This window comes from Streptomyces durhamensis (assembly GCF_000725475.1).
Lineage (GTDB): Bacteria > Actinomycetota > Actinomycetes > Streptomycetales > Streptomycetaceae > Streptomyces > Streptomyces filipinensis.
The window spans coordinates 173,955-196,510 of the sequence record NZ_JNXR01000020.1; the positions used below are offsets into that span (position 1 = coordinate 173,955).

Here is a 22,556-nt window from a genome sequence, read left to right on the forward strand (position 1 = left end):
CAGGAACAGGAGAGACGCGATGACAGTGACCAATGCCGACGGCTCCACCACCGTGGACAACGGGGACGGTACGTCGACGACGACGTGGTCCGACGGCACGACCGAAGTCGGCTACGCCGACGGTTCCACCATGCGCACGTTCCCGGACGGAAGGGTGCTGAACACCTACCCGGACGGAACGCGCACCTTCAACGACCGGTACGGCACACCGCTGGATCCCGACACCGGCAACCCGCTGCCCGCCCCGCCCGTGACCGAGCAGCCCGTGGTGACCTGCGGGGAGGTCGAGAGCGGGGTCCACGTGATCACCGGCGTCCTGGAGGCGGCGCTGGTCCTGGCGAACGCCGAGGGCGCGCTGGCCCTCGTCGAGCCGATCAACGCCATGTTCGCGCCGATCAGCATGGCCCTGGAGATCTGGCACGCGCTGGACTCCGCGCCCCGCGCCTACGGCACGATGGGCTACTGCTACGGACTCATGTACGGCGCCCTGGACATGGGCGAGCCCGTCTATCCTCAGGGGCCCTACTCGCTCGACTCCCCGGAGACGGTTCAGGAGAAGCAGACACGCTTCGCCGAAGGCGTCCGTACCGCGGCCGGGCAGCTGGCCGACGGAGCCGCCGGCTCGGCCCTGCGGAACCGGGTCCTTTTGCGCACCGCCTACCTGGGCAGCGACCCGCGCCGGACCCTCAACGAGATCTGGGTCACCGCCTGCCGCAAGAACGACGACGAGTTCTACGCGGACCACCTCACACTGATGTGGCCCGACACCGGAATGACGGAAGCGTGACGGCGACGGCACGCTCGGACCAAGGAGGTGCCCCGTGACCAGGCACCGTGTCGCGGTGATCGCCGCGCTTGTCCTGGCGGCGGCCGGCCTCGGTACCGCGCAGGGAGCGACGCCCCAGGGACCGGACTCCTGTGTGGAGGGGTATGTGTGGCGTCTGGCGACGCCCGAGGACCACGTCTGTGTCGACCCGGCGGTCCACGACCAGGTGGTCGAGGACAACAGCCACGCCGATGAGCGGCGCAGTCCCGACGGCGGTCCCTACGGACCCGCGACCTGTCTGCAGGGCTGGGTCTGGCGCGAAGGCACCCCGGACGACCTCACGTGCGTCGATCCGGAGGTCCGCTCGCAGGCCTGGCAGGACAACAGTGAGGCCCCCGACCGCTGGACCGCCACCGCGCGGTCGGACGGGGGCAACGCCCATCCCTTCCTCTACCCCGACACGACGTACACGATCGCCGGGCGGCCGGCTGCCGCGAGCCCGACGCCGAACGCGGACGCGACCGGAGGCGGGCTGGTGATCGACGCGCAGGGTGCGCCGGTCGAGGACGCGACGGGCACCAAGGTCGCCCGCGCCAACGACACGGACTCCCAGCGGTTCCAGTTCGTGCGGCGCGGAGACCTGAAGGCGCACGAGAACGCCTTCCAGGTCCGGGACCGGGCGTCGGGCCGGTGCCTGACCGTGGCCCAGGCCGGGCAGAACAACGGCAACCGTGTCGTCATGGGTGACTGCGACTGGTCGGAAGGCGCCGTGTGGTCCTTGTGGACGCAGAAGGACGGGTACTGGCAGCTGCGTTCGCGGCACAGCAACAAGTGCCTGACGGCGCACAATCCGCTCTTCATCGCGCCGGCTCCCGGCGCGTACCTGGAGCAGTGGACGTGTCTCGACGGGAAGAACCAGGGGTGGCGCCTGGTGCCCGTCCAGTGACGCCCGCCGGGGTGCGACGGCGTGTCCAGAAGGGGGTGTCCCATCGCTCCTCCGCGCGATAGCAGGTGGCTCGGGCGCTCAGGAACTCGTCATGCACCGCGCCCACCAGCGCCGCGTAGCGGCCCTGGGCCCGCGGATCGCCGTCGGCCTCCTCGGTCAGTGCGGTGGCTGCCGCGATCCCCGTCGCCAGGGCGTAGGTGATGCCGCGCGCGGCGACGGGATCGGTCACGGCGGCCGCGTCCCCGGCCGCCACCCAGCCCGGACCGGCGGGGGGCAGCGTGCGCGAGGTGCCGGCAGGCAGCACCCGCAGAGCGTGCGGTGCGGTGGTGCGGTGAGCGGCCGCCCGGGCACGCACGTGCCGGGTGGCGGCCAGTGCGGCCCACCAGCCTTGCGGTGTCCGCAGTCCCGCACCGGCCACCAGATCCGCGTCCGTCACGGCCATGACGACGTGCCGCCCGCACGGCAGGGGCGCCGTGTACCACCAGCCGAACGGCGTGGACTCCACGAGCGACGTGCGTTCGGGGCCGTTCCGCGCGCCGTACGGGCCGTCATGTCCCGGCACGGCGACCGGCACCTCGGCCGCCACGGCCACCAGGTGGTCGGTGTGCACCACCCGTGCGCCGAGCCGGCGGGCGAGCCGCGCCCGCGCTCCTGTGGCATCGACGAGGTACGGGGCGGTCATCACCGTCCCGGACACGGTCGCCTGCCACCGGCCGCCGTGCCGGGCCACCGACCGGACACCGCCGGCGTGCAGCCGCACGCCCGCCGCACGGGCCGCCCGGCGCAGCGCCGCGTCGAACGGTGCGCGGTCCACGTGCCAGCCGGTTCTGTAGGGCCCGTGGAGGAAGTCGGAGGCCGTCAGGGCCGGCCCGCCCCAGGACGACTGGTTGCCGTAGCAGGGCGCGTGGCATTCCGAAGGCAGCCGGTCCAGCACGCCGAGGCCCTGCAGCAGGGGCCGTGCCAGGGGTGACAGGCTCTCAGGGACGCGCCGTCCCGCCGCCGGGGCGGAATGGACGAGGACGACGTCGGCGCCCCGTGACGCCAGGGTGAGGGCTGCGGCCACCCCTGCGGGGCCGCCTCCGGCGACCAGGACGTCCGGGCTGTTCCGCGGCCGGGTCATGGTGTGCCGCCTCCAGCGCCCGCTCGGTGCCCTGTCCGGGTCAATGGATGCCGCCCATGCCCTGGATGCGCAGTCGCAGCGGGCTGTCGGGTTCGGGCACGGGCTGGATCGTCGACAGGCTCACGCGCGTGTCCGGAGCCCCGGTGTCGGGGAGCGGGCAGCCGGCCTCCACCCAGTCGTGCACGATCTGCCGCACCGTCCGCGAGACCGGCAGGTCACGGGCGAGCCGGGTGGCGTCCGCCGAGGCGAAGAACTCATGGAGGAAGTCCGCGGCGGCCGCCGGGGCCGTCGGCGGGCCGTCGTCGCCCGTGCCGTCCGTCGTGTTCGCGGGATGTGTCAGCGCCGCGAGCAGCGCGGGGGCCGGCTGGAGGCACCACCAGGCGACCGGCCGCTCGACGAGCCGGTCCGGGTTGCCCGGCTGGGGGCCGACCAGGGTTCGGCTGTCGGAGAGGAGACCGTCCGGTCGTGTCCGTACGGCGTCGGCCAGGAGGAGGACGGCCTCGAGCGGGGAGTAGGCGCGCCGCTCGGCCGGTTCCTCGGCGAGCGAGCGGATCCACTCCCGCCACACCTCGGTCTCCTCCTCGTCGAACACCTTGTACATGGGGCCGTTCCAGCGGAAGAGGCGGAAGAGGGGGCTCCCTGCCGGATCCCCGGGGACGATCCACTCCGAGGCGGTCAGCGCCGCGAGGAGGCCCTCGGGATCGGCGAACCAGTCGTTGAGGTAGCTGCCCGCGAGCATCCTCTTCTCGTGGTTGAGGGCGGCCCGTGGAGCCTTGTCCCTGATCATGCGCAGCAGGCTCTCCTCGGGCGTGGGCGGTGACTTCAGGTGCGCGACCAGTTCCTCGCCGAGGTTGCCGGTGACCGCGAAGGCCACGTACCCGTTCCAGATGCGCTCCCACTGGCGTTGGACGGCCTCCTCCCCGCCGAGGGTGTGCAGCTGGTCGAGGTAGCGCATGACGGCGTCACGCGCGCGGGCGCCGTGTCCGTCCGCTGCGTTGTCGATGCCGATGTGCATACGGAAGAAGCGGGAGTCGATGCCGTGGTGGTCCATCAGTTTCGCCATGGGCACGACGCCCAGCACCTCCCACTCCAGGAACAGCGTCATGCCGAGCAGTTCCGGGAAGAACGCCTCGGGATGGCAGGAGATCGCCAGCTCGAACGCCGGGACGGTGAACGCGGAGTCGAGCAGGTCGGTCCTGGTGGTGAAGGCGTAGGAGTCCACAGGCGGCAGGTGGATGCCGAGTTGCTGCAGCAGGGTCTGGTAGAGGGTGGAGTGGTTCAGTGCCGGATTGCCGTCGCCCACCTCCTCCTTCCAGATCGAGAACAGCAGGCCGCGGACGTCGTCCATGGGTTTGGCCTCCGTGAGGTGCCGCAGCCACACCCCGTCCAGGAGGTTGAAGGGCGCCATCTGTTTGACCCGTTCGAGGACCGAGTCCCGGGTGCGGAACACCTGCTCGACGTCCGGGTCGGCCGGATCGTACGCCTCGGCGTCCTGCGCCAGCCGGCTGTAGATCAGGTCCAGCCGCTCCTCCAGGCTCTCCTGCGTGTAGCGGAACGGCCGCAGCGTCTGGGGTGCGGTGGGATCGTGCTGGACGGCCACGGCCTCGGCGAGGAACGACTGGGCGAACGCCCGGGAGGCCTTGACCTGGTCGGGGAAGCGGTCGGGATGCTGCAGTGCGTAGAACCATTCGCGGTGGCTGAGGCCGACCTGGTCGGCGCGTTCCGTTTCCACCAGGACACGGCTGCCGTCGGGTGCCTGCCGGGCCACGACGAAGCCGAGCCGGCTCCACTGCCCGACCATGTCCTGGGCACCGGCGTGCGCGCGCATCCGTCTCCACCGGTCGTCCACCCTCTTGTCGTAGGCGGTGTCGCTCTCCCCGGCCATGCGGGCCGGCTTCGGCTTGCGGACGATCTGCTGCCCGACGCCGCGCGCCCACGGCCGGCGGTACGGGGTCGGGCCGATGCTCCGGGCGGCCTGCTCGCCCGCCGCGCGGACCAGGGAGAGGAAGAGCGTCTCGGGATAGACGTCGTCGGGCCGCTGGGCGGGCCACCAGTGGGTGTTGCACTCGTAGAAGTCGGCCTGCCACGGCAGGGCCATGTGTTTGGTCAGGTCGCCGGGCTCCAGGTCCTCCCGCACCCGGAAGGGGCCCGCCCAGAGGTCCGGGTCCTGGGCGATGTACGTCATCTCGATACCCGGGTAGAACGGCCCCCCGCTGCATGCTTCGAGGGCGGCCCGCACCAGGGCGTGCGGCTCGTCCTGGGGGGCGGGCTCCGCCGGGTCGGGCGCCCGGCCCGTCCAGTCGGGGGTGAAGTCCCCCTCCGCCCAGCGGCGCATCCTCTCGTACTGTCCGGGCAGCAGGGACATCCATCTGCCCGGCCTGCCGTCCAGGGGTTCTCCGTCATCGCCGGCGAGCTGGGGCATGTACACGGAGGTGGCCTCGGCGACCCCGGCACCGGGGCCGCGCAGCCGCCGGAAGACCGACCGGCGCAGCTCGGCCGTCCCGGGGCCGTTCGACGCCAGCTGCCCGAGGAACGCGGGGGCGAGGAAGTGACCGGGCTCCCCCTCGCCGTGGCCGCGCAGCGCGGCGGCGTTCACCCACTGGTAGTCGCTGACGCGGCGCAGGATCGGATGGATGTCCCGCGTGAAGGAGACGGAGTCGGGCTGCTCGTACCGCTGGGCCTCGGCGATCACGTCGTAGAGCGTGACGAGGTTCTCCGTGTGGGGGGAGAAGTCGGGCGGTGTGACCAGGACCCAGGCCGGCTGTGCCCGCAGCGGCTCGCCCCCGTTCCGCAAGGTGACGCTGGCGTGGACGGGCCCGTCGGACACGTCGTCGTACCAGAAGTCGTTGTTGGCGAAATGGACGACCGGGTTGTCCGGCCGGGTGGTGCCGGAATGGCCGAAGCCGCCCAGGACGAGCAGCCGGCCGTCGTCGTCGGTGCGCAGCTCTCCCAGCGGTACCGGTCGGCCGAGGAACGTGCCGGTGTCGAATCGCCCGCCGGGGCCCGACCGGCCCGGCCCGGTGACGGTGCGGGGGCCGGGTCTGACGGCGAGCCGGGAGCGGGCCTCGGGGTCGTCGACGTCGACGGCCTGGTTGCGGCGGGCCCTCGGGTCCCGTGCTCCCCCGCCTTCCGTCCCGTCCTGGTGCCGCCCGACGAACTTGAACCAGGCGGCCTTGGTGTTGGCGAGCTCCACCGTCCAGGAGATCTCGGCGTGCTCCGCGGTCAGCTCGCCCAGCACGGTGCCGTCCGCCGCGTAACCGTAGACACGGAAGCGTGCCGCCTGCCGCTTGACGCGGCCCTCGCCGTCCTTGAAGCCGCCGGCCGGCTGCGGGGGGACCCCCGGCACCTCCGGGCCGATGAAGAATTCCGCCGGGCTGTTCCCCACCCGGGCAATGCCGAGGGACGGATGGATCTCACACCGTACGACGTCGTCCAGATTCACAGGCAGCAGTTCACCGGACTCCTGCGGCCGACACGAAGAGCGGCCTGCCCGGGGCACGGTTTGTCACCTGTGCGGTGCAGTGGCTCAAGAGGTTGGCGGGCGCCCCGGCGACTAGAATGGCAGGAGGGATCCCGAAGCCGGACACCATCGTTGCGAAAGAAGTGGTCGTCGTGGCCGATTCCAAGGACGAGGCAGCCCTGCGCGCCGAACAGTCCGCGAAGGACACGCAGAAGCAGCGCAAGCAGGACATCCCGAGCAAGCAGAAGGAGAGCCAGACGCCCGAGAAGGCTCCTGCCGAGCCCGTCGCGCCGGCGGAACCGCCCGCTCCCGAGCCGAGGAGGTACGGCCGGGGCTGACGCCTCCGGAAACGAGGACGCGACCCCGCACAAGGACGCGGTCCTGACCCGGGCGCCGAATCCCGTGGGATACGGCGGCCGGGTCCGCGCGTGACGGTGCTGGACGCCTGACGGCCGGAAGGGCCGCGGGCGCAAACGCTCTGTCCGTGGGGCGGTCTTCCGTCAGGCGTGGACGTCGGTCACACGGTCGGACCGGGAACACACTCGTGGTGTCCTGCCGCGGCGCGGCGGCAGCCGCTCGGCGAGCAGGCGTGTGAACCGGGGCGAGGGCTCGACGCCCAGTTCGTCGTTCAACGAGCTGCGGAACGCCGCGTAGTGACGCAGCGCTTCGCACACATTGCCCTCCGCGAGATGCGCGGACACGACGGCCCGGTGCGCACTCTCGCGCAGCGGCTCGGCGCGTATGCCGGCCCATGCCGCCTCCATCGCCAGTGCGGTTCTGCCCTGCTCGATCAGGGTTTCCGCCAGCGAGTCGAGCGCGTGCAACCGCAGTTGCCGCAGGCGCTCGCGCTCCAGCAGCACCCAGTCCTCGTCCCAGCCCGGCAGGAGGTCCTCCCCGACGAGGAGTCCGAGCGGGGGATGGCAGCACGGCGGTGGGCCGCAGCCCGCGACGACGCTGAGGGCCGTGCGGGTGAGGGCGTAGACGTCCACGCGCAGGGCCGGGGTGACCAGCAGTACGTCTGCGCAGCAGCGGACGAGCGGGGTGTCACCCCGCGGGAGTTTCCACAAAGTGGTCCGCAGGCTGCCCCTGGCGTGCTCCTCGGTGACCTCGGGCCACAGCGTGCCGGCGAGGACCGTGCGGGACGCCCTCTCGCGCAGGCTCAGGAAGGCCAGGAGCCGCTGGCCGTTGCGGCACAGCTCGACGCTCTCGGTTCCGAACTCCAGCCGGAACTGGCCGAGCAACCGCAACCGGACGGAGGGAGACACGTTCATGATCGCCTCACTCACCGTGGTCTCGCGTGAGCGCGCCTCTCGAAAGCCGTACCGTCCCGTCGGCGTTGCTCCACAGCTCGCTGGGATCCGTCGGTCCGGCTTCGGGGTCCACAACCTCACAGGAGGCCTGTCCCCACCAGTCTCAGCCCCGGCTTCCCGCTCCGCAACCCACCGCACGACCACGCCGAGGGGCGACATACCGCTGGTCACCGGGGTGCCCTCCGCCAAGCGGCGCGCACCGCGGCAGCGGCCGCGATGACGGCGGGGTGACGCCGGGCTGACGGCGGTTCCCTAGCTTCGGTCACGGCGGACGCGCGGATCCGCCTCACCGTGACCGGCTGGAACTGACGAGGGGAAGCGAAACATCATGGTCTCTCTGGCCAACGTCCAGTTCGGCGAGGAGAACGAGGACGTACGCACCGTGCAGAAGGCTTTGATCGCCCGAGGCCACACGATCCCCGACGGCGCCACCGGATACTTCGGCGAACAGACCAAGGCCGCCTACCAGGCCGAGCAACGCGCACAGGGCTTCACGGGATCCGGCGCCGACGGCATACCCGGCTGCGCCTCCCTGACCGCCCTCGGCAAAAGCATCGGCTTCCCCGTCGACTGCGCCGGCGTGTCCGCCAAAGGCGCGGGACGGCTGAGTCTCGCCCAGGTCACCTACCACGACCCCGGCGACGACTTCGGTGAGGCGGCCATGCAGCGCTATGCGCGCAAGGCGTGCGAACTGACCGGCATGGACCCCCGGTTCGGGGTTCCGGCGCTGACCACCATCGCCCACCGCGAGTCCGCGTACAACGCGCCCGGCCAGCGGGTCAACACCTGGGACGTCAACGCACACGGCAGCAAGGCTGCCGACGGTCACGCGCTGAACTGCTCCCGCGGCGCCACCCAGTGCATCCCGGCCACGTTCGCCGCCTACCACCAGGCGGGCACGGCCACCACGCCCTACGACGTGGTCGCGTGCATGTGCGCGACGATCAACTACGTCCGCGACCGCTACCACGTGGACCAGTCCGGATCCAACTTCGCCGCCCGGGTCCAGCAGGCGGATCCGAACCGCCCACCCCAGGGATACTAGGAGCCCGTCATGGTGGCCCTGTCCAACGTCCAGTTCGGCAAGCAGAACGAGGACGTGCGCACCGTACAGAAGGCCCTGATCGCCCGCGGCCGCACGATCCCCGAGGGGGCGACCGGATACTTCGGCGAACAGACCAAGGCGGCCTACCGGGCCGAACAGCTCGCCCAGGGCTTCACGGGAGCCGACGCGGACGGCATACCCGGCTGCACCTCCCTCACGGCCCTCGGTCACCACGCCGGCTTCAGCGTGGACTGCCAGGGCGCGTCCGCCGGCACAGGACGGATAGCGTCGCCCGTGCCGGGTCACAAGGTCACCTTCGAGTTCTACGAGCGCGGGCCCTACGCCTGGAAGCCGGACGGTGTCGGCCGGCACACCGGGCAGGACTTCGCCGCCCAGAGCGGCACCCCTGTGGTCGCCGTACGCAACGGCAGCATCGCCTGGTCCAACGGCGAAGGCGGGGCGTACGGCCAGTGGATCGGTCTGGCGGCGGACAACGGTCACGTGTACACCTACTGCCACCTCTCGCAGCGGCAGGTGGCGGCCGGCCAGAAGGTCAGCGCCGGGCAGCAGCTCGGCCGGGTCGGCACCACGGGCAACTCCACCGGACCGCATCTGCACTTCGAGATGTCCAAGGGCCCCACGTGGGCCTACGGCAGTGTGGCGAAGCCCTCCTACTGAACCTCCCCTGAACGCGCGGCAGATCCTGTCCTGCCTCAGCGCTCTGTGACCGCCGTGATCGCGCGGAGATCGCGGGTGACGGCGAGATGGGCGGCGCACAGCCGGCGGCGGGAACGCGATTGGCGCAGGGCGCCCGCGCGGGAGGCGGCGATCAGCGGCGGCACGTCAGCCGTCCGCCCCGGGTGCCCAGCCGGGCGGCCCGAACAGGTACCCGGCGCGGTCGCGCCAGCGCCGCGCCGCGCGGACGTCACGCCAGGCGGCCGCGAACTCGTGGAAGGCCACCCGCACCGGGTTGTGGGTGCCGATGTTCTTCGTCAGGCCGTACACCACCCGCACGCCCTCCGGTTCGAACGTGCCGAAGAGCCGGTCCCAGACGATGAGGATGCCGCCGTAGTTGCGGTCCAGGTAGATGTCGTTCGAGCCGTGGTGGACGCGGTGGTGGGAGGGCGTGTTGAAGAACCACTCCACCGGCCGCCACAGCCTCTCCACCCGCTCGGTGTGCAGGAAGAACTGGTAGACGAGGCTGAAGGCCTGCTGGAGCAGGATCATCCACGGCGGGATGCCGAGCAGCGCCAGCGGCAGCCAGAACGGCAGGCCCGTCATCGGCGTCCAGCTCTGGCGCAGGGCCGTGGAGAGGTTGAAGCGGAGGCTGGAGTGGTGGACCACATGGCTCGCCCACAGCACCCGCACCCGGTGGTGGGCGCGGTGGAAGGCGTAGTACGCCAGGTCGTCGCCGAAGAGGAGCAGGACCCACGTCCACGCGGAGGACGGCGACAGACGCCAGGGGGCGACGGCGAAGACCGCCGCGTACAGCACGATCGTCACCGCCTTCCAGGGCATCGCGACGACCTGGCTTCCGGCGCCCATGGACATGCTGGTGACGGTGTCGCGCAGCTCGTAGCCGCGTTCGTCGTCGTCCGGGAGGAAGCGGTAGGAAAGCGCCTCGACGACGACCAGGAGCACGAACGCGGGTATCGCGTAGACCACGGCGGGGATCATGTCAGCGCACCACCTCGCGCGGTGTCGCCGGCACGCTGCGGGACAGCAGCTCGCGCGCCAGCCGTTCGGCCGCCTCGGACTCGCGAGCCGCGATGTGTGCCGCCAGCCGCTGATGCGCTTCGACGTCGAGGAGTTCCGCGGTCCGCAGGTCGTCCGGCACGTCGGCGACCGGGAACGTGCCGCCCACCAGGCTGTTGAAGGCCAGCAGGTAGGCGACGTTCCCGGAACCCTGCACGATCAGCCGCCACCAGGCGACGTCCGCGTCGGCCAGCTCGGTCAGGTCGGGCCCGGTGTGCGCGTACCGGCCCGCGGCCTCGACGATCCTGCCGGCGGTGTCCTCGGAGCACCGGATCGCGCACAGCCGTGCCGCGTCGGCGCCGATGCACGCCCGCATCTCCAGGGCGTCGCGGGCGAGGTCCTCCACCGAGGGCCCGGCGTCGGCCGCCGCGATGCCCATGGCGAGGTCGAGACCGGCGGTGTGCCGCCAGTCCAGGACGAGCGTGCGGCCGCCGTGGCTGACCTCGACCAGCCGCGCCTGCTGGAGCCGCTTGACCGCCTCCCGGACGGCATGCCGGTTCACCCCGAACTCCGCGGCCAAAGCCCGTTCGGCGGTGAGCGCGGCACCGGCCGGCAGTTCCCCGCCGAGGATCCTGTCGCGCAGCACGGCGAAGAGCTGGTCGGAGACCGCCTCGCGCCGGATGAGTCCCTCATTCATGGCGCTCAGGGTGACGGCGACCGGCTCGCTGGTCAACTGGTTGGACCAGTATTTCGGTTCCCGGTGCTCACCGCGGAACCGTGCGCCCGCCGTCGGTCCGCGCGGCTGCCCACACCGCGATCTGGGTGCGAGAGCGCAGGCCCAGCTTGTCGCGGATCTTGTCCAGGTGCGTGGCGACCGTGTGGATCGAAAGGCCCAGCCGGTCCGCGATCTGACGGTTGGTCAGCCCTTCCGCGACGAGTCCGGCCACCGTGGACTCCCTCGCGGTGAGCAGGATCCGCTGGCCGGTGGCCCGGACATGGCCGCCCGTGCGCTCCTCGCCTCCTCCCGCGCCGAGCGCGTACGCGACCAGCCGCTCTCCGCGCAGCCCACGGGCACCGGCGACGGCGGCCTCCTGCGCCGCCGCCGACAGCCGTGTCCGGGCCCGCGCCGCCGCCTGTTCCATCCTGTGCCGCCACGGAGCCTCCGGCTCGGTGTCCAGGCGGCGCCGCGCCTGCGCGCTCGCCTCGTACAGCCGCAGCGCACGCTGCATGTCGCCGCTCTCCGCGGCCACGAGGGCCAAGCCCTCCACGGGGTACAGGGCATGGAAGCTGGCCTCCGGGGCGATCCGCAGCACCTCGGCGAACAGAGTCTCGGCGCTGCGCAGACGCCCCAGGGCCAGCCGTACGGCACCCGCGGTGTGCAGCGCGGCCGCGGTCCGGGGCCACGGTGCCTGCTGCCTCAGCACGGGCAGGCACCGTGACATCAGTTCGTCGGCCTCCAGTTCCCCGCCGGCCTGGAGCAGCGCCCAGGCCAGGTGATGGGTGCACCAGGCGGTGTCCTGAGGGCTGCCGGAGGAGGCGACGATCTCCAGGCACTCCCTCAGGTCCGCGACGGCCTCGGCGAACTCCCCGCGGCACAGTCGCGCCGCCGCCCGGGCGTCCAGGGCGTTGGCCAGTCCTGCGGCGTCCCGGCGCATCCGCTCGCTCCGCACCGCCTGCTCGCCCAGGCGCAGCGCCTCGTCCGGATCGGCCTGCTGACAGGCCACGCGTGCGGCGAGCGCGGGCACCTGCCCACCTGGCGCCCGGCCCCCGGCTCCCCGCAGGAGGCCGGTGAGCAGCGCACGGGCGGCCGAGGGCTGCTCCTGCTGGTAGTGCACACGCGCCAGCTCCAGGGTCAGCCGCGCCCGTACGGCGTCGCCGTGGCCGGCGCCGCAGGCCAGCACCGAGGCGAGGTTGTCCCGCTCCACCGCGAGCGGGCTGCCGGCCTGGTCGGCGAACACCTCCCCGCGGCACCGCCCGGCGAGCTCGGTCAGCCACGCGAACGCGCGGCGCAGGGTGGCGTGCAGCTCGCCGGATGCGCGCAGACGCTCCAGGGCGCAGACGCGGATGGCACTCAACTGCCGGAAACGCGTGGGCGTTCCCTCTCCGGGCAGACGGACGACGAGCGACTTGGCTTCCAGGGCGCACAGGATGCGGAAGACCTGCCGCCGGGCTATGCCGTCACCGGTGCAGACTGTTTGCGCGGCGGTCGTGTCGAACCCGCCGACCAGGACCGAAAGACGCCGGAAGACCGCCTGCTCGGCCGGATCCAGCAGCCGGTGGCTCCAGTCGACCGCTGCGGCGAGCCCGCTGTGGCGTGCCGGCCCGGTTCTGCTGCCCCCGGTCAGCAGGTCCAGCTGCGAGAACTGGTCTTCCAGCCCGGCCAGGATGTCGCTCAGCGCGAGCGCGCCGACGTGGCGGGCCACGAGTTCGACGGCGAGCGCCAGGCCGTCGAGGCGCCGGCAGATCTCGGCCACCAGATGGCCGTTGCCGCGATGGAGCGTGAATCCCGGGGAGTCGCTCGCGGCGCGGTCGACGAAGAGCCGTACCGCCTCGGACCGCAGGAGGGCTGTCACATCGTCTCCGGCGTCGGCCGGCGGCAGGGACAGCTCGCCGACCCGGAACACGGTCTCTCCGGGCACCCTCAGCGCCTCCCGGCTGGTGGCCAGGATCCGCAGCCGGGGGCACCGGACCAGCAGGGTCGCCGCGAGCCGGGCGCACGGCTCCGCCAGATGCTCGCAGTTGTCCAGAATCAGCACCCGTGAGGTGTCGCCGATCGCCCGGACCAGCACGTCGACGCCGGTCCGGCCCGCTCGTTCGCCCACCCCCAGCGCGGCGGCCAGGGTCTGCGTCAGCAGTGCGCCGTCCTGGAGCGAGGCGAGTTCCACGAGGTCGGCCCGTGCGAAACGCTTCGGTAACCCCTTCGCGAACTCGAGCGCCAGCCGCGTCTTGCCCACGCCTCCGGCGCCGGTCAGCGTGAGCAGACGCGTGCTCCTCAGGAGGGGGCGCAGGTCCGACAGCTCGCGCTGCCGGCCGACGAAGGAGTCGAGCGCCGACGGCAGGACGCTCCCGCCGGCCGTCGGGACCGCGGGCGCGACGCCCGCGGCCGCCCGCCGGCGCAGCGCCCGCTGCCGGCAGGCGCTGGAGCAGTACCGAGCCGGCCGGCCCCCGTGCGGCCGCACGATCAGTGCCGCACCGCACAGCTCACATGTTCGACTCCGGCCCATCCCCGATTCCTGGCCGTACCGCCCCGGAACGAAACCATCGCCTTCGGCCATGTCTCCCTGCGAGAGCCGCGCCGGTCGGCCTCGGCCGGACCGGAGCGCCCGCCGTGACGCGTGCGATGGCCGGCACCGTGGCAGGGCCGGCCACCGCGGGTCTTTCCGGTGCGTCAGGGAGTGGCGGCGGGGTTGATGCCGAGGACGACGGTTCCGGTCACTCCCTTGCCGAGGTCGCTGCCCGCCTGGGTGAGGGTCAGGAGGGTGGCGGACCCGCCGTTGCGGTAGATGCCGTCCCGCGCGTTGAGTGTGCGGGTGGCCGTGTTGTTCCGGTAAGGGGACAGGGCGGCGATCCTGGTGTTGTACGTCTCCGGGAAGTAGAGCTGGCCCGTGTGGGACACGTGGCCGCCGTGGTACGTCCCGCCCGACACGGTGCCGCCCGCATGCGTCTTGACGTGGATGTGGAGGGCCCGGCCGACGTACCAGCCGGGGTAGACGGTGGTGAACTCCGCGACACCGGCGGAGTCCGTCAGCTGCACCCCGCGCAGGAAGGTGGTGTCCGGGGTGGAGCCTCCGGCCACATATCCGGAGTAGACTCCGAGGGCGTCGCAGTGCCAGATGTCGACCGCCGTCTGGGGCAGCGGGGCGCAGGTCGCCGCGTCGACCACCGTCACGCGGAGGGTCAGCAAAACGCCCGCCTTCCCCTCTGTGATGTTCTTGCGGACCGTCTCCAGGTCCAGGTAGTACGGCCCCTCCGTCTGCTCGGGTGTGAGGACGCAGGCGACGGCCGGCCGGGCCGCGGTCCGGTGCCCGGTGGCGGCGGTCGCCTGCGTGGCGGCGAGACCCAGCGCGGCCACGCCGAGGGTGGCGCCGCCCAGGGTGGCTATGACGGACCTGCGCGTGGCACCTGCGGGAAGGTCCGACGGCTCCGGGCCGCGCTGCGGTTCCGCGGTGTTGTGGTGGGGGATGTCAGTCATGGGGTGAGCATGGCGCCGGTGACGAGGGACGGGATCGCACGGACGACCCACGAAGCCACCGCGTTACGAAACCCACCACCGGTGGCGCGTGCGCGCCGTACACCGAGGCCGCGAGCGGGTCCGGTCGTTCGCCGCTCCCGGGCGGCCACCCCGTCGACGACGCCGTGCCGGGTCAGGTGCGGCCGGCCACACCGCGCCGTCAGGTGCGCGGGGCCGGCCCGGACTCATCCCGCGTAGCGGACGGCGAGGGTCCGTACCGTCTCGGCGATGCGGTCGCGGAGTTCGGCCGGTGCCATGACCTCGACGTCGCCGCCCAGCCGCAGGAACTCCCCGTGGGCGTGGTCGATCGACTCGATGGGCACCCGGGTCTCCGTCCATCCGTCGCCCGCGGGCGTCACGCCGAGGCGGCGGGCACCCTCCGGGGTGAGCCGTACCAGCGCCTCCCCGGTGTGCAGCCGGGCCCGGAAGCCGGCCAGATAGCTCTTCCAGTGCGCGGCCAGGCCGAAGCCCGCCGGGAGAGTGAACTCCTCGTCCAGACAGCGGAGTTCGACGATCTGGTCGACCCGGTAGGTACGGATGCCGGACGGCCCGCCGGCGACCAGGTACCAGCGCCCGGCCTTGAGGACGAGCCCGTACGGCTGCACCCGCCGCTCGATCTCCTCGGGCGCCCGCCAGCGCCGGTACCGCAGGACCACCACCCGCAGCTCCCACACCGCTGCGGCGACCGCGGCCAGGTGAGGCGTGCGGTCGGCGTCGTCGTACCAGCTGGGGGCGTCGAGAAGGAAGCGCTCCTGGATCCGCCCGGCGTGCTCGCGCAGCTCCGCCGGGAGGGCGGCCCGCAGCTTGAGCTGGGCGGTGGCGAGCGCCTCGCCGAGTCCGAGCTCGGCGGCGGTGCCGGGGAGCGCGGCGAGGAACGCGGCCTGGGCCTCGTCCGCGGTCAGCCCGGTGAGGCGGGTCCGGTAGCCGTCGACCAGCCGGTAGCCGCCCGCGTGTCCGGCCTCCCCGTACAGCGGGATGCCGGCGCCGCCGAGCGCCTCGACGTCCCGGTAGACCGTCCGGACGGAGACCTCCAGTTCCTCGGCCAGCTCCCGGGCGGTCATCCGGCCCCGGTTCTGGAGCAGCAGAAGCAGGGTGACCAGTCGGCTCGCGCGCATGGCGCCCAGTATCCACTGACAGTGGATGTCAGTGGATAGTCCCTAACCTGCGGCGCATGGACGACTTCGACTTCCTGCACGGCTCCTGGGACGTGGCCAACCGCCGTCTCACCACGCCGCTCGGCGCCGGCCCGGGCAGCTGGGTGGAGTTCCCCGGTCACGCGGTGGTCCGGCCGCTGTTCGGCGGTGCCGGCAACATCGACGAGATCACCTTCCCCACCCTCGGCCGCCAGGGCGTGACCCTGCGCCTGTTCGACCGGGAGGCGCAACGCTGGGCGATCCACTGGTCCGACAGCCGGACGGGCCGGCTCGATCCCCCCGTGACCGGCGGCTTCACGGGCGACCGCGGTGACTTCCACGGCGACGACACCTACGCCGGCCGCCCGATCCGGGTGCACTTCACCTGGTACCGCCTCGGCCCGGACACCGCCCGCTGGGAGCAGGAGTTCTCCGCCGACGGCGGCCGCACCTGGGAGCTCAACTGGACCATGGACCTCACCCGCACCGGGCGGCCCGGCGCATGAGGATCGTCGAACTCCGGCAGTACACCCTGCGTCCGGGCAGCCGGGAGACACTGATCGAGCTGTTCGAGCGCGCGTTCGTGACCGGCCAGCAGGCGGCCGGCATCACCGTCGGCGGCCGTTTCCGAGACCTGGACGACCCGGACCGCTTCGTCTGGCTGCGCGCCTTCCCGGACATGGCGCACCGCCGGCGCGCGCTGGAGGCCTTCTACAGCGGCCCGGTCTGGCGCAGGCACCGCGACGCGGCCAACGCCACCATGGTGGACAGCGACGACGTCCTGCTGCTGCGCGGCCCGGGCTTCCAGGCGGAGCCGGGCACCCGCGAGGTGGTCGCGACGATCTGCCGGCCGGCCGAGCCGGCCGCCTTCGACGCGTACGCCGCCCGGCACCTGGGCCCGGCCCACGCGCTGCACCGCACCGAGCACGCCGAGAACGACTACCCGCTTCTGCCCGTCCGCACCGGGGACGACGTCCGGGTCTGGTTCGGCCCGGCCGAGCCACCCCCGTGGCCGACCGCGCGGCTGCGCCTGGCACCCGTGACGACGTGATCTCGCGCTGCCGGGCGGCGGGCGTCCGGCGGGTGAGGGTGCCGCAGAAGTGCTGCCGCGGTGGTCCGTTGCCCGGTCGACCTCGTGTCGGTCACGCGGGTCGCGGACGTGGGTAGACTGCTGCACCGCCCTTGCCCGGCGGGCCCCTGCCCGAGTCCCCCCACCTCAGCAGCCGGAGTGACCGCGTGACCAGTCGGGTTCTTCTCGTCTCTCCCGCGATGAGTGCGTCCTCGCGACAGGCCCGCTTCGACGACGGGGACCCTCTCGACGAGGGCGGCGCGGCGCGGGCCCGGGCGGCGGCCGGGGCGCTGCCCTCCGCGGTCCGGGTGCTCACCTCCCCCAGCGCGCGCTGCCGGGAGACGGCGCGGGCACTGGGTCTGGAGGGTGGGCCGGCGCGTGAGCTGGCGGGTCTTGATGCGGGCCGCTGGCGGGGCCGCACCCTGGAGGAGGTGGGGGCCGCGGAGCCGGAGGCGGTGGGCCGCTGGCTCACCGACCCGACGTGCGCACCGCACGGGGGCGAGTCCGTGCGGGACCTGTGCGGGAGGGTCGCACGCTGGCTGGCCGACGCGCAGGCCGTGCAGGGCCGTACGGTCGCCGTGGTCGAGCCGGAGGTGGTGCGGGCGGCGGTCGTCGACGCGCTGGACCTGCCGGCTTCGGGCTTCTGGCGCCTGGACGTGCCGCCGCTGACCGTGACCGAACTCAGTGGCCGGTCCGGGCGCTGGAACGTGCGGCTGGGCCGTCCGCTCACCGCGCCGGACGCCGGCTAGGGCCTCTCCGCCGGGTCTTTCGGATCTGGCCGGCGTCGCGGGGCCTGGGGCCCGGCACACGTATCTGCCGCGTGTCGTCACTCTCCGACCCCCGAAGGCGACGTCGCCCGGTCCTGGAGCTCGCGCCGGCGGCCGTCCCGGGCTGCGCGACCCGCGCGGCAGCGCACTGCCCGACGGCCGACCGGGGGTTCAGTCCGCCGGGTCCCGGTGACGGCGCAGCAGCGCCGCTATCGCGCAGCGCAGGCAGGGGGCGTCGGTGCCGCCCTCCGCGCGGTCGGGGCATGCCGCGGGCGCCTGGTGGGGCCGTCCCGGGCAGTCGTCCCACGAGGCCGCTATCAGCGTCTCCAGGTCGTGCAGGAGCCGTTCGGTGCGCCTTGCCTGCTGGGCGAGCACGCGCACGCGGGCGCTCTGGCCGCCGACCTGCCGTCGGCTGGCCACCAGTTGCTCGTATTCCCGCAGGGTGAGGGCGACCGCCTCGCGGCCGCCGAGGGTGATCCGGCGGGGCTGTGGGGGTCTGGCCACTCGGTTCCTCCGCTCCTCGCCCGGGTGCACCGCGCCGGCCGGCCGGGCTCCCGGGCCCTGCCGGTGATCCCGTGCGCGTCGGTGTCCCGGAAACGCCAGAGGGCCCCCGGATGGTTCCGAAGGGCCCTCTGTTGTCCGGAAGGAGTCAGTGCGCGGCCGGAACCGCTCGCCCGCTCGCGGCCTCGGCCGGCTTCGGGTTCAGCAGACGCTCGGCCAACTCGCCGAAGACCAGACCGAATCCGCCCCACAGAACGCTCTGGACCGCCAGCGCGGAGAGCCGGAACCGCCACAGCAGGGTGGCCGGGAAGTCCTTGGGCACCTCGTTGACGACCGGCAGGAACCGGTAGGCCAGGGCGACCACGACGGCGAACGCCGCCACCGCGGCGACCGTCGCCCACCAGGTGCCCAGGCGGGGGGCCAGGCGCTTGCCCAGCAGGGTGGCGGCGACCGCCAGCAGGACGCTGAGCAGCATCATCAGGAAGTACAGGGTGGTCCGCTTGCCGATGGTGTCGGGGCTGCCGACCGACGGCGGGTTGGCCGGGTACTTCAGGAACGGCACGACGTACACCGCGAGCAGGGCGCAGCCCGACAGCAGCAGTGCCGTGGCGCGCGGGCTGAAGCGGCCCACGCGGCCGAGGGCGAAGCAGAAGGCGAGCGCGGCGATGCCGCCGAAGGCGACCCCGTAGACGAGGACGCCGGTGGCGAGCCCGGCGGTGGACTGCAGGGAACGGGAGACGACCTCCATCTCGTGCTCGTGGGAGTGGGCCTCCTCGAAGCCGATCGCCTTGTCGACGGCCGGCTCACCGAGGAAGTACGCCACGACGAGGGCGAGCACGCCGGCCGCGAGGCCGGCGAGCATGCCCCGTACGAGGAGGTTCCGTACGGTTGCGGAGTTCATGGGCGTGCGGTGTCCCCTCGCCTCAGTGGCAGGGGAAACCGAGCAGGTGACGGGCGTCGTGCACCCACTCGTGGACGTCCGTGCCGTTGAACACGGAGGTGGCGCCCTGCTCGGCACCGACGAAGTACAGCAGGACCAGCATGAGGATGCCGAAGAAGACCGCCCAGGGAGCAATCGCCTTCAGGGGCAGCGTGGCGGGAACGACGGGGGTGGTGGCTGTCGGCTGGGCGACGGTCTGCGCCATGGCAGGACCTCCTCTGGGAGTTCGCGTCCCATCTCGGTGGTGCACAGGACGACGGCCACGGGTCTGACTCACGAGACGCCTCGGGTGGCGACTCGCACACAGTGGCGCGACCGTTCCGGATTCCCACCGGCTTCCGTCTCGCCGTCGTCGATATCGGACAGACCGTACCGCGTGCCGCGCACCCCGCCAAGACCGCCTCCGCCCGGCGTGATCTTCCTCTCCACCAGGCGGTTCGGCATGGACGGGTGGTGGCAGAGGGACGAGCCGGGGGCACGGAAGCAGGCTCAGGGCCGCCGCACCGCGGACCTCCCCGGCGTCACCGCGCTCCCGCGCCTCAGGCCGGCGCTGTGCCGCCGCGCCCGCTGCCGGCCCGGTGGGACACGGACCGTATACGGGGGATCAGGGCCGGGACTTCGGCGCGGTAGGCGTCGTAGGCGGCACCGAACCGACGGGCCATCAGGCCGTCCTCGACGCGGACCCGGCGCAGCAGCCAGGGGAGGGCGACCGCGAGGTACGCCACACGGACGCCGAAGCCGCAGGCCAGCATGGAGCCGATGACCAGGCCGAGCAACCCGGTGTAGATGGGGTGGCGGACCAGCCGGTAGGGACCGTCCGTGCGCAGCTCGTGGTGTTCCCGGAGCGTCGGCACACTGGCCCACATGGTGCCCAGCACCCAGCGGGCCCACAGCAGCAGGGCGGTCGAGGCGACGGCGAGCAGGACGCCCGGCAGCGCCAGCTCGGGCTGCCAGTACCGCAAGTGCCGCCAGAAACCCTCGGAGCGACCGACCAGGGCGAAGAACACACAGACGCCCGCGACCAGCAGCATCCGGCGCGGCAGGGTGCGGCGCAGTCCGCGCACCCAGTCGCGCGCCCCGGACCGGCTCCGCACGCCGAAGTAGACGGCGCCGGCGACCCAGGCGGCGACGAAGACCAGGACGCAGACGTCGGTGATCAGGACCAGTGCCGAGTGAAGAGAGCCCATGCCTCAAGCCTGCTCCGCGTACCCGCGGGTCACCACCGCCCACGGGTCGATGGAGAGGACGCCACCGGTCTCCACCGGTCTCCACCCACGGATGGAGAAACCGGTCCCCGCGGCCGCGGAGCCGGGCGCCGGAGCCAAGTTCCGTGCGGGCCCGGGAAGTTCGGGCGTGTCCCGGGTGGGCCGCTGCTAGCCTGCGCCCAGGTGCTCGGGCGGGACAGGGGAGGAGCTGAACGCCGTGGTCCATGCGTTCGCCGTGTACCGGGACGCCATGCGTGAGGCGTGGGGAGACTGGTGGCTGGCCTGGCCCCTGCTGCAGAAGGTCGCCGTCGGGGACGTCCTGCACGACTCGCGGGGGTCCGTCCGCGCGGCCGGGACACTGGCCGACCACAGGATCCGCTTCGAGGAGACGCCGCCCGAGGCCCGCGGAGCCTTCCTGTACGACGCCGGGGGCGGGATCGATGTCCGCTTCAAGGCGTCCGGTGCCACGGACCCCCTCTTCGCGGCCCTCGCCGACGCGGACGCCGGAGTGCTGCTGCGGTTCGCCCGGCAGCGGGCCGCTCTGGTGGCGTACCGGGGCCTGACCGGGAGCGGGATGGCGGACAGCCGGGCCCTGGCCGGCGCGCTCGTCCGGCGTTACTGGGCGGGCCGGTGGGACACCGGGCTGCTCGCCGTGACCGAGGTGGTCCGGGCGGACGCGGCCGTCGTGCTGGTGGCCGCCGGAGCGGGTGCCGCCGCCGAGCTGCGCCTGGCCACGTCCGTGGGCAGCGGTCCGGTGCAGCTGCTCGACCTGGCGGGCTCGGCGCAGCTGGCCGGCAGCCGGCACCTGGGCTTCCAGTGGATCGGCGAGGCGCTCACCCCGCTCTTCCGGGTCGTACGGCTGCGCGGCACCTGGCTGGGCGGGGTGCGCGAGGAGTACGGGCCCGTGCAGCCGGGGCGCGGCCTCGACGCCGAGCCGGTACCGCCCCTGCTGCTGGAGCAGGCCGCCGACGACCCGGCGGCCGTGCTCGAGGCCCCGCGGCAGCTCCTCGTGGCACCCGAACCGGCCCGGGACCCGTCCTGACCGGCGCTGCGCCGCTGTCCGTCCGGCGCGCCGCCGCGCGGCTGCACGCCGTCGCCGGGCTGGAGGAGGAACTGCACCAGTGGCAGGCCGCGAGCCGCGCCGGCGGCCCGCTGGAGAAGCACCACAGCCAACTGGAGGCGGTGGCCGCGCTGCTCGGCGTGGGGCTGGCCGACGTACGGGCCCGGCTCGGGGACGGACGCGCCGGGGACGTGCCCGGCCGGGTCCTGGACCTGCACCATGTGTGGGACTTCTACCGCACCCGGTTCCTGCTGCGCCGCGTCCGCGACTACCGCCGCCTCCTCGGCGTCGCCGACGAGCTGGCGTGGGAGTGCTACGGCCCGGTCCTGGGGCTCGCCGGTGCCCGCCCCAAGGAGCCCCCGCTGGTCGGCTTCAGCCGGGCGGCCGCGCCGCGCGCCCACCGCCGGGGCAGCGCCTACCACGATCTGCTGCCCCGCGGCGGCATCCACACCGCCAAGGGCCGCGAGGCCGCCGCGCGGCTGCCGTTCCCGGTCATCGACGTGCCCTGGTCCTTCCGCTCGCACCTGCCCGGCCTGCTCACCGTGGCACACGAGGCCGCGCACCACATCGACGACGACTGCGGTCTGGGGGACGAGATCCGGCGGCGGGTCGCGACGGCCGGCCTGCCCCCGGAGCGTGCCGCCCACTGGGAGCGGTGGTCGGGCGAGGCGTTCGCCGACGTGTGCGCCGCCGTGCTGTGCGGGCCCGCCTACGCCGCCGTACTGGCCGAACTGCTCGACGCCGGGGACGACGTGGACGAGCGGGACTTCGACGGCGCGCATCCGCCGCCCGGCGCCCGGCTGCGGCTGGCGGCCGCCGCCGCCCGGCCGGCCGGGCGCCCGGGCGCGCCGGACGACACCGGCGACGGCGCCGAGGCCCGTGCCGTGGCCGGGGCGCTGACGACGGGCGGCTGGTCCGGGCTGGGCGGGCTGACACTGACCGAACTGCTCGCGCCCGTACGGCCGCCCGGCGGTGCGGACGTCTCCGAGGGGGCGCGCCGGATGCTGGCGGGCGGCCCGTCCCGCTGCTCCTCGGCGGCCGGGGTGCTGGCCGCCTCCGCCCTCGCCTTCCAGCAGGATCCCGCCGCGTACGACCGGCGGGACGTCGGCGAGCGGGCCGTGACCGAGGTGCTGCGCCTGCGGTCCGCCGGCACCCGGGCCGCGCCGGCCGCGGATCCGTCGGCCGCCCACCGCCGTCGCTCGCGGGCGGAGGCGGGCGGTGCGCTGCTGGCCGCGCTCGACGCGACGGCGGCCCCCGGGGAAGCGGTGGTCGGGTGAGTGCCTGCCACGACCTGCCGACCCGGTACCC

The 22,556-nt window shown here is 73.4% G+C and carries 22 protein-coding genes; 10 read left to right on the top strand and 12 right to left on the bottom strand.

Translation table 11 applies throughout. The annotated features are described in order from the left end of the window. Window positions 1–19: 19 nt before the first annotated feature. Entirely contained in the window at window positions 20–787 is a 768-nt protein-coding gene (locus IO33_RS0129190) for a T-complex 10 C-terminal domain-containing protein (protein WP_031170398.1), read from the top strand. Between the two features lie 34 nt (window positions 788–821). Continuing rightward, window positions 822–1,712: an RICIN domain-containing protein gene (locus tag IO33_RS46085; RefSeq protein WP_051927019.1), complete on the top strand. Its 891-nt coding sequence runs from the start codon at window positions 822–824 to the stop codon at window positions 1,710–1,712. On the opposite strand, the gene IO33_RS0129200 is transcribed toward IO33_RS46085, so the two are convergent. Together IO33_RS0129200 and IO33_RS46090 are read right to left on the bottom strand one after the other, a co-directional pair. After that, entirely contained in the window at window positions 1,624–2,832 is a 1,209-nt protein-coding gene (locus IO33_RS0129200; protein WP_051927020.1) for an NAD(P)/FAD-dependent oxidoreductase, read from the bottom strand. The genes IO33_RS46085 and IO33_RS0129200 overlap by 89 nt on opposite strands. 40 nt (window positions 2,833–2,872) lie before the next feature. Beyond that, window positions 2,873–6,274 (bottom strand): LodA/GoxA family CTQ-dependent oxidase, encoded by a 3,402-nt coding sequence (locus tag IO33_RS46090; RefSeq protein ID WP_051927021.1) that lies wholly within the window; start codon window positions 6,272–6,274, stop codon window positions 2,873–2,875. Window positions 6,275–6,444: 170 nt separating this feature from the next. Between IO33_RS46090 and IO33_RS0129210 the strand changes: the two genes are divergently transcribed. Then, the gene (locus IO33_RS0129210) at window positions 6,445–6,630 is read left to right on the top strand and encodes a hypothetical protein (RefSeq protein ID WP_157857921.1); all 186 of its coding nucleotides are present in this window, start codon (window positions 6,445–6,447) and stop codon (window positions 6,628–6,630) included. 162 nt (window positions 6,631–6,792) lie between these two features. Here IO33_RS0129210 and IO33_RS0129215 read toward each other — a convergent pair whose 3' ends face one another. Continuing rightward, a complete protein-coding gene (locus tag IO33_RS0129215; RefSeq protein WP_051927022.1) occupies window positions 6,793–7,563 on the bottom strand; it encodes an AfsR/SARP family transcriptional regulator in 771 nt (256 codons plus the stop codon). Window positions 7,564–7,930: 367 nt separating this feature from the next. On the opposite strand from IO33_RS0129215, the gene IO33_RS51785 reads away from it, so the two are divergent. Both IO33_RS51785 and IO33_RS0129225 read left to right on the top strand, forming a co-directional pair. Then, the gene (locus IO33_RS51785; RefSeq protein WP_209438932.1) at window positions 7,931–8,647 is read left to right on the top strand and encodes a peptidoglycan-binding protein; all 717 of its coding nucleotides are present in this window, start codon (window positions 7,931–7,933) and stop codon (window positions 8,645–8,647) included. A gap of 9 nt (window positions 8,648–8,656) precedes the next feature. Further along, complete coding sequence (locus tag IO33_RS0129225) at window positions 8,657–9,325, top strand: peptidoglycan DD-metalloendopeptidase family protein (RefSeq protein ID WP_031170407.1); 669 nt, start codon at window positions 8,657–8,659, stop codon at window positions 9,323–9,325. 165 nt (window positions 9,326–9,490) lie between these two features. Here IO33_RS0129225 and IO33_RS0129235 read toward each other — a convergent pair whose 3' ends face one another. From IO33_RS0129235 to IO33_RS0129255, 5 genes are all read right to left on the bottom strand, one after another. Beyond that, window positions 9,491–10,324, bottom strand: a complete 834-nt coding sequence (locus IO33_RS0129235) for a sterol desaturase family protein (protein WP_031170409.1) — start codon at window positions 10,322–10,324, stop codon at window positions 9,491–9,493. 1 nt (window position 10,325) lies between these two features. Beyond that, entirely contained in the window at window positions 10,326–11,039 is a 714-nt protein-coding gene (locus IO33_RS0129240; RefSeq protein ID WP_031170411.1) for a FadR/GntR family transcriptional regulator, read from the bottom strand. A 67-nt stretch (window positions 11,040–11,106) separates the two neighbouring features. Further along, on the bottom strand, window positions 11,107–13,617 hold the full coding sequence (locus tag IO33_RS0129245; RefSeq protein ID WP_245235913.1) for an ATP-binding protein: 2,511 nt from the start codon (window positions 13,615–13,617) through the stop codon (window positions 11,107–11,109). A 113-nt stretch (window positions 13,618–13,730) separates the two neighbouring features. Further along, window positions 13,731–14,534: an intradiol ring-cleavage dioxygenase gene (locus IO33_RS0129250; RefSeq protein ID WP_031170415.1), complete on the bottom strand. Its 804-nt coding sequence runs from the start codon at window positions 14,532–14,534 to the stop codon at window positions 13,731–13,733. Window positions 14,535–14,758: 224 nt separating this feature from the next. After that, window positions 14,759–15,688, bottom strand: coding sequence for a helix-turn-helix transcriptional regulator (locus tag IO33_RS0129255; protein WP_031170417.1), 930 nt, complete (start codon window positions 15,686–15,688; stop codon window positions 14,759–14,761). Between the two features lie 56 nt (window positions 15,689–15,744). On the opposite strand from IO33_RS0129255, the gene IO33_RS0129260 reads away from it, so the two are divergent. The 3 genes from IO33_RS0129260 (at window position 15,745) to IO33_RS0129270 (ending at window position 17,524) form a co-directional block, all read left to right on the top strand. Then, window positions 15,745–16,212: a hypothetical protein gene (locus IO33_RS0129260; RefSeq protein WP_031170419.1), complete on the top strand. Its 468-nt coding sequence runs from the start codon at window positions 15,745–15,747 to the stop codon at window positions 16,210–16,212. Continuing rightward, window positions 16,209–16,757, top strand: coding sequence for an NIPSNAP family protein (locus tag IO33_RS0129265; protein WP_037686207.1), 549 nt, complete (start codon window positions 16,209–16,211; stop codon window positions 16,755–16,757). The genes IO33_RS0129260 and IO33_RS0129265 overlap by 4 nt, the downstream gene beginning before the upstream one ends. A gap of 185 nt (window positions 16,758–16,942) precedes the next feature. After that, window positions 16,943–17,524: a histidine phosphatase family protein gene (locus IO33_RS0129270; protein WP_031170422.1), complete on the top strand. Its 582-nt coding sequence runs from the start codon at window positions 16,943–16,945 to the stop codon at window positions 17,522–17,524. 189 nt (window positions 17,525–17,713) lie between these two features. On the opposite strand, the gene IO33_RS0129275 is transcribed toward IO33_RS0129270, so the two are convergent. The 4 genes from IO33_RS0129275 to IO33_RS0129290 form a co-directional block, all read right to left on the bottom strand. Further along, the gene (locus IO33_RS0129275) at window positions 17,714–18,046 is read right to left on the bottom strand and encodes a hypothetical protein (RefSeq protein ID WP_031170424.1); all 333 of its coding nucleotides are present in this window, start codon (window positions 18,044–18,046) and stop codon (window positions 17,714–17,716) included. Between the two features lie 145 nt (window positions 18,047–18,191). After that, window positions 18,192–18,944 carry a CbtA family protein gene (locus IO33_RS0129280; RefSeq protein ID WP_031170426.1) on the bottom strand — a complete coding sequence of 251 codons (753 nt, stop codon included), beginning with the start codon at window positions 18,942–18,944 and terminating at the stop codon, window positions 18,192–18,194. Between the two features lie 22 nt (window positions 18,945–18,966). Then, window positions 18,967–19,188 (bottom strand): CbtB domain-containing protein, encoded by a 222-nt coding sequence (locus IO33_RS0129285; RefSeq protein ID WP_031170427.1) that lies wholly within the window; start codon window positions 19,186–19,188, stop codon window positions 18,967–18,969. Window positions 19,189–19,522: 334 nt separating this feature from the next. Beyond that, complete coding sequence (locus IO33_RS0129290) at window positions 19,523–20,170, bottom strand: methyltransferase family protein (protein WP_031170429.1); 648 nt, start codon at window positions 20,168–20,170, stop codon at window positions 19,523–19,525. Window positions 20,171–20,405: 235 nt separating this feature from the next. On the opposite strand from IO33_RS0129290, the gene IO33_RS0129295 reads away from it, so the two are divergent. Beyond that, entirely contained in the window at window positions 20,406–21,230 is an 825-nt protein-coding gene (locus IO33_RS0129295) for a hypothetical protein (RefSeq protein ID WP_031170431.1), read from the top strand. A 140-nt stretch (window positions 21,231–21,370) separates the two neighbouring features. Next, window positions 21,371–22,525 (top strand): hypothetical protein, encoded by a 1,155-nt coding sequence (locus IO33_RS0129300; RefSeq protein WP_031170433.1) that lies wholly within the window; start codon window positions 21,371–21,373, stop codon window positions 22,523–22,525. Window positions 22,526–22,556: the final 31 nt, after the last annotated feature.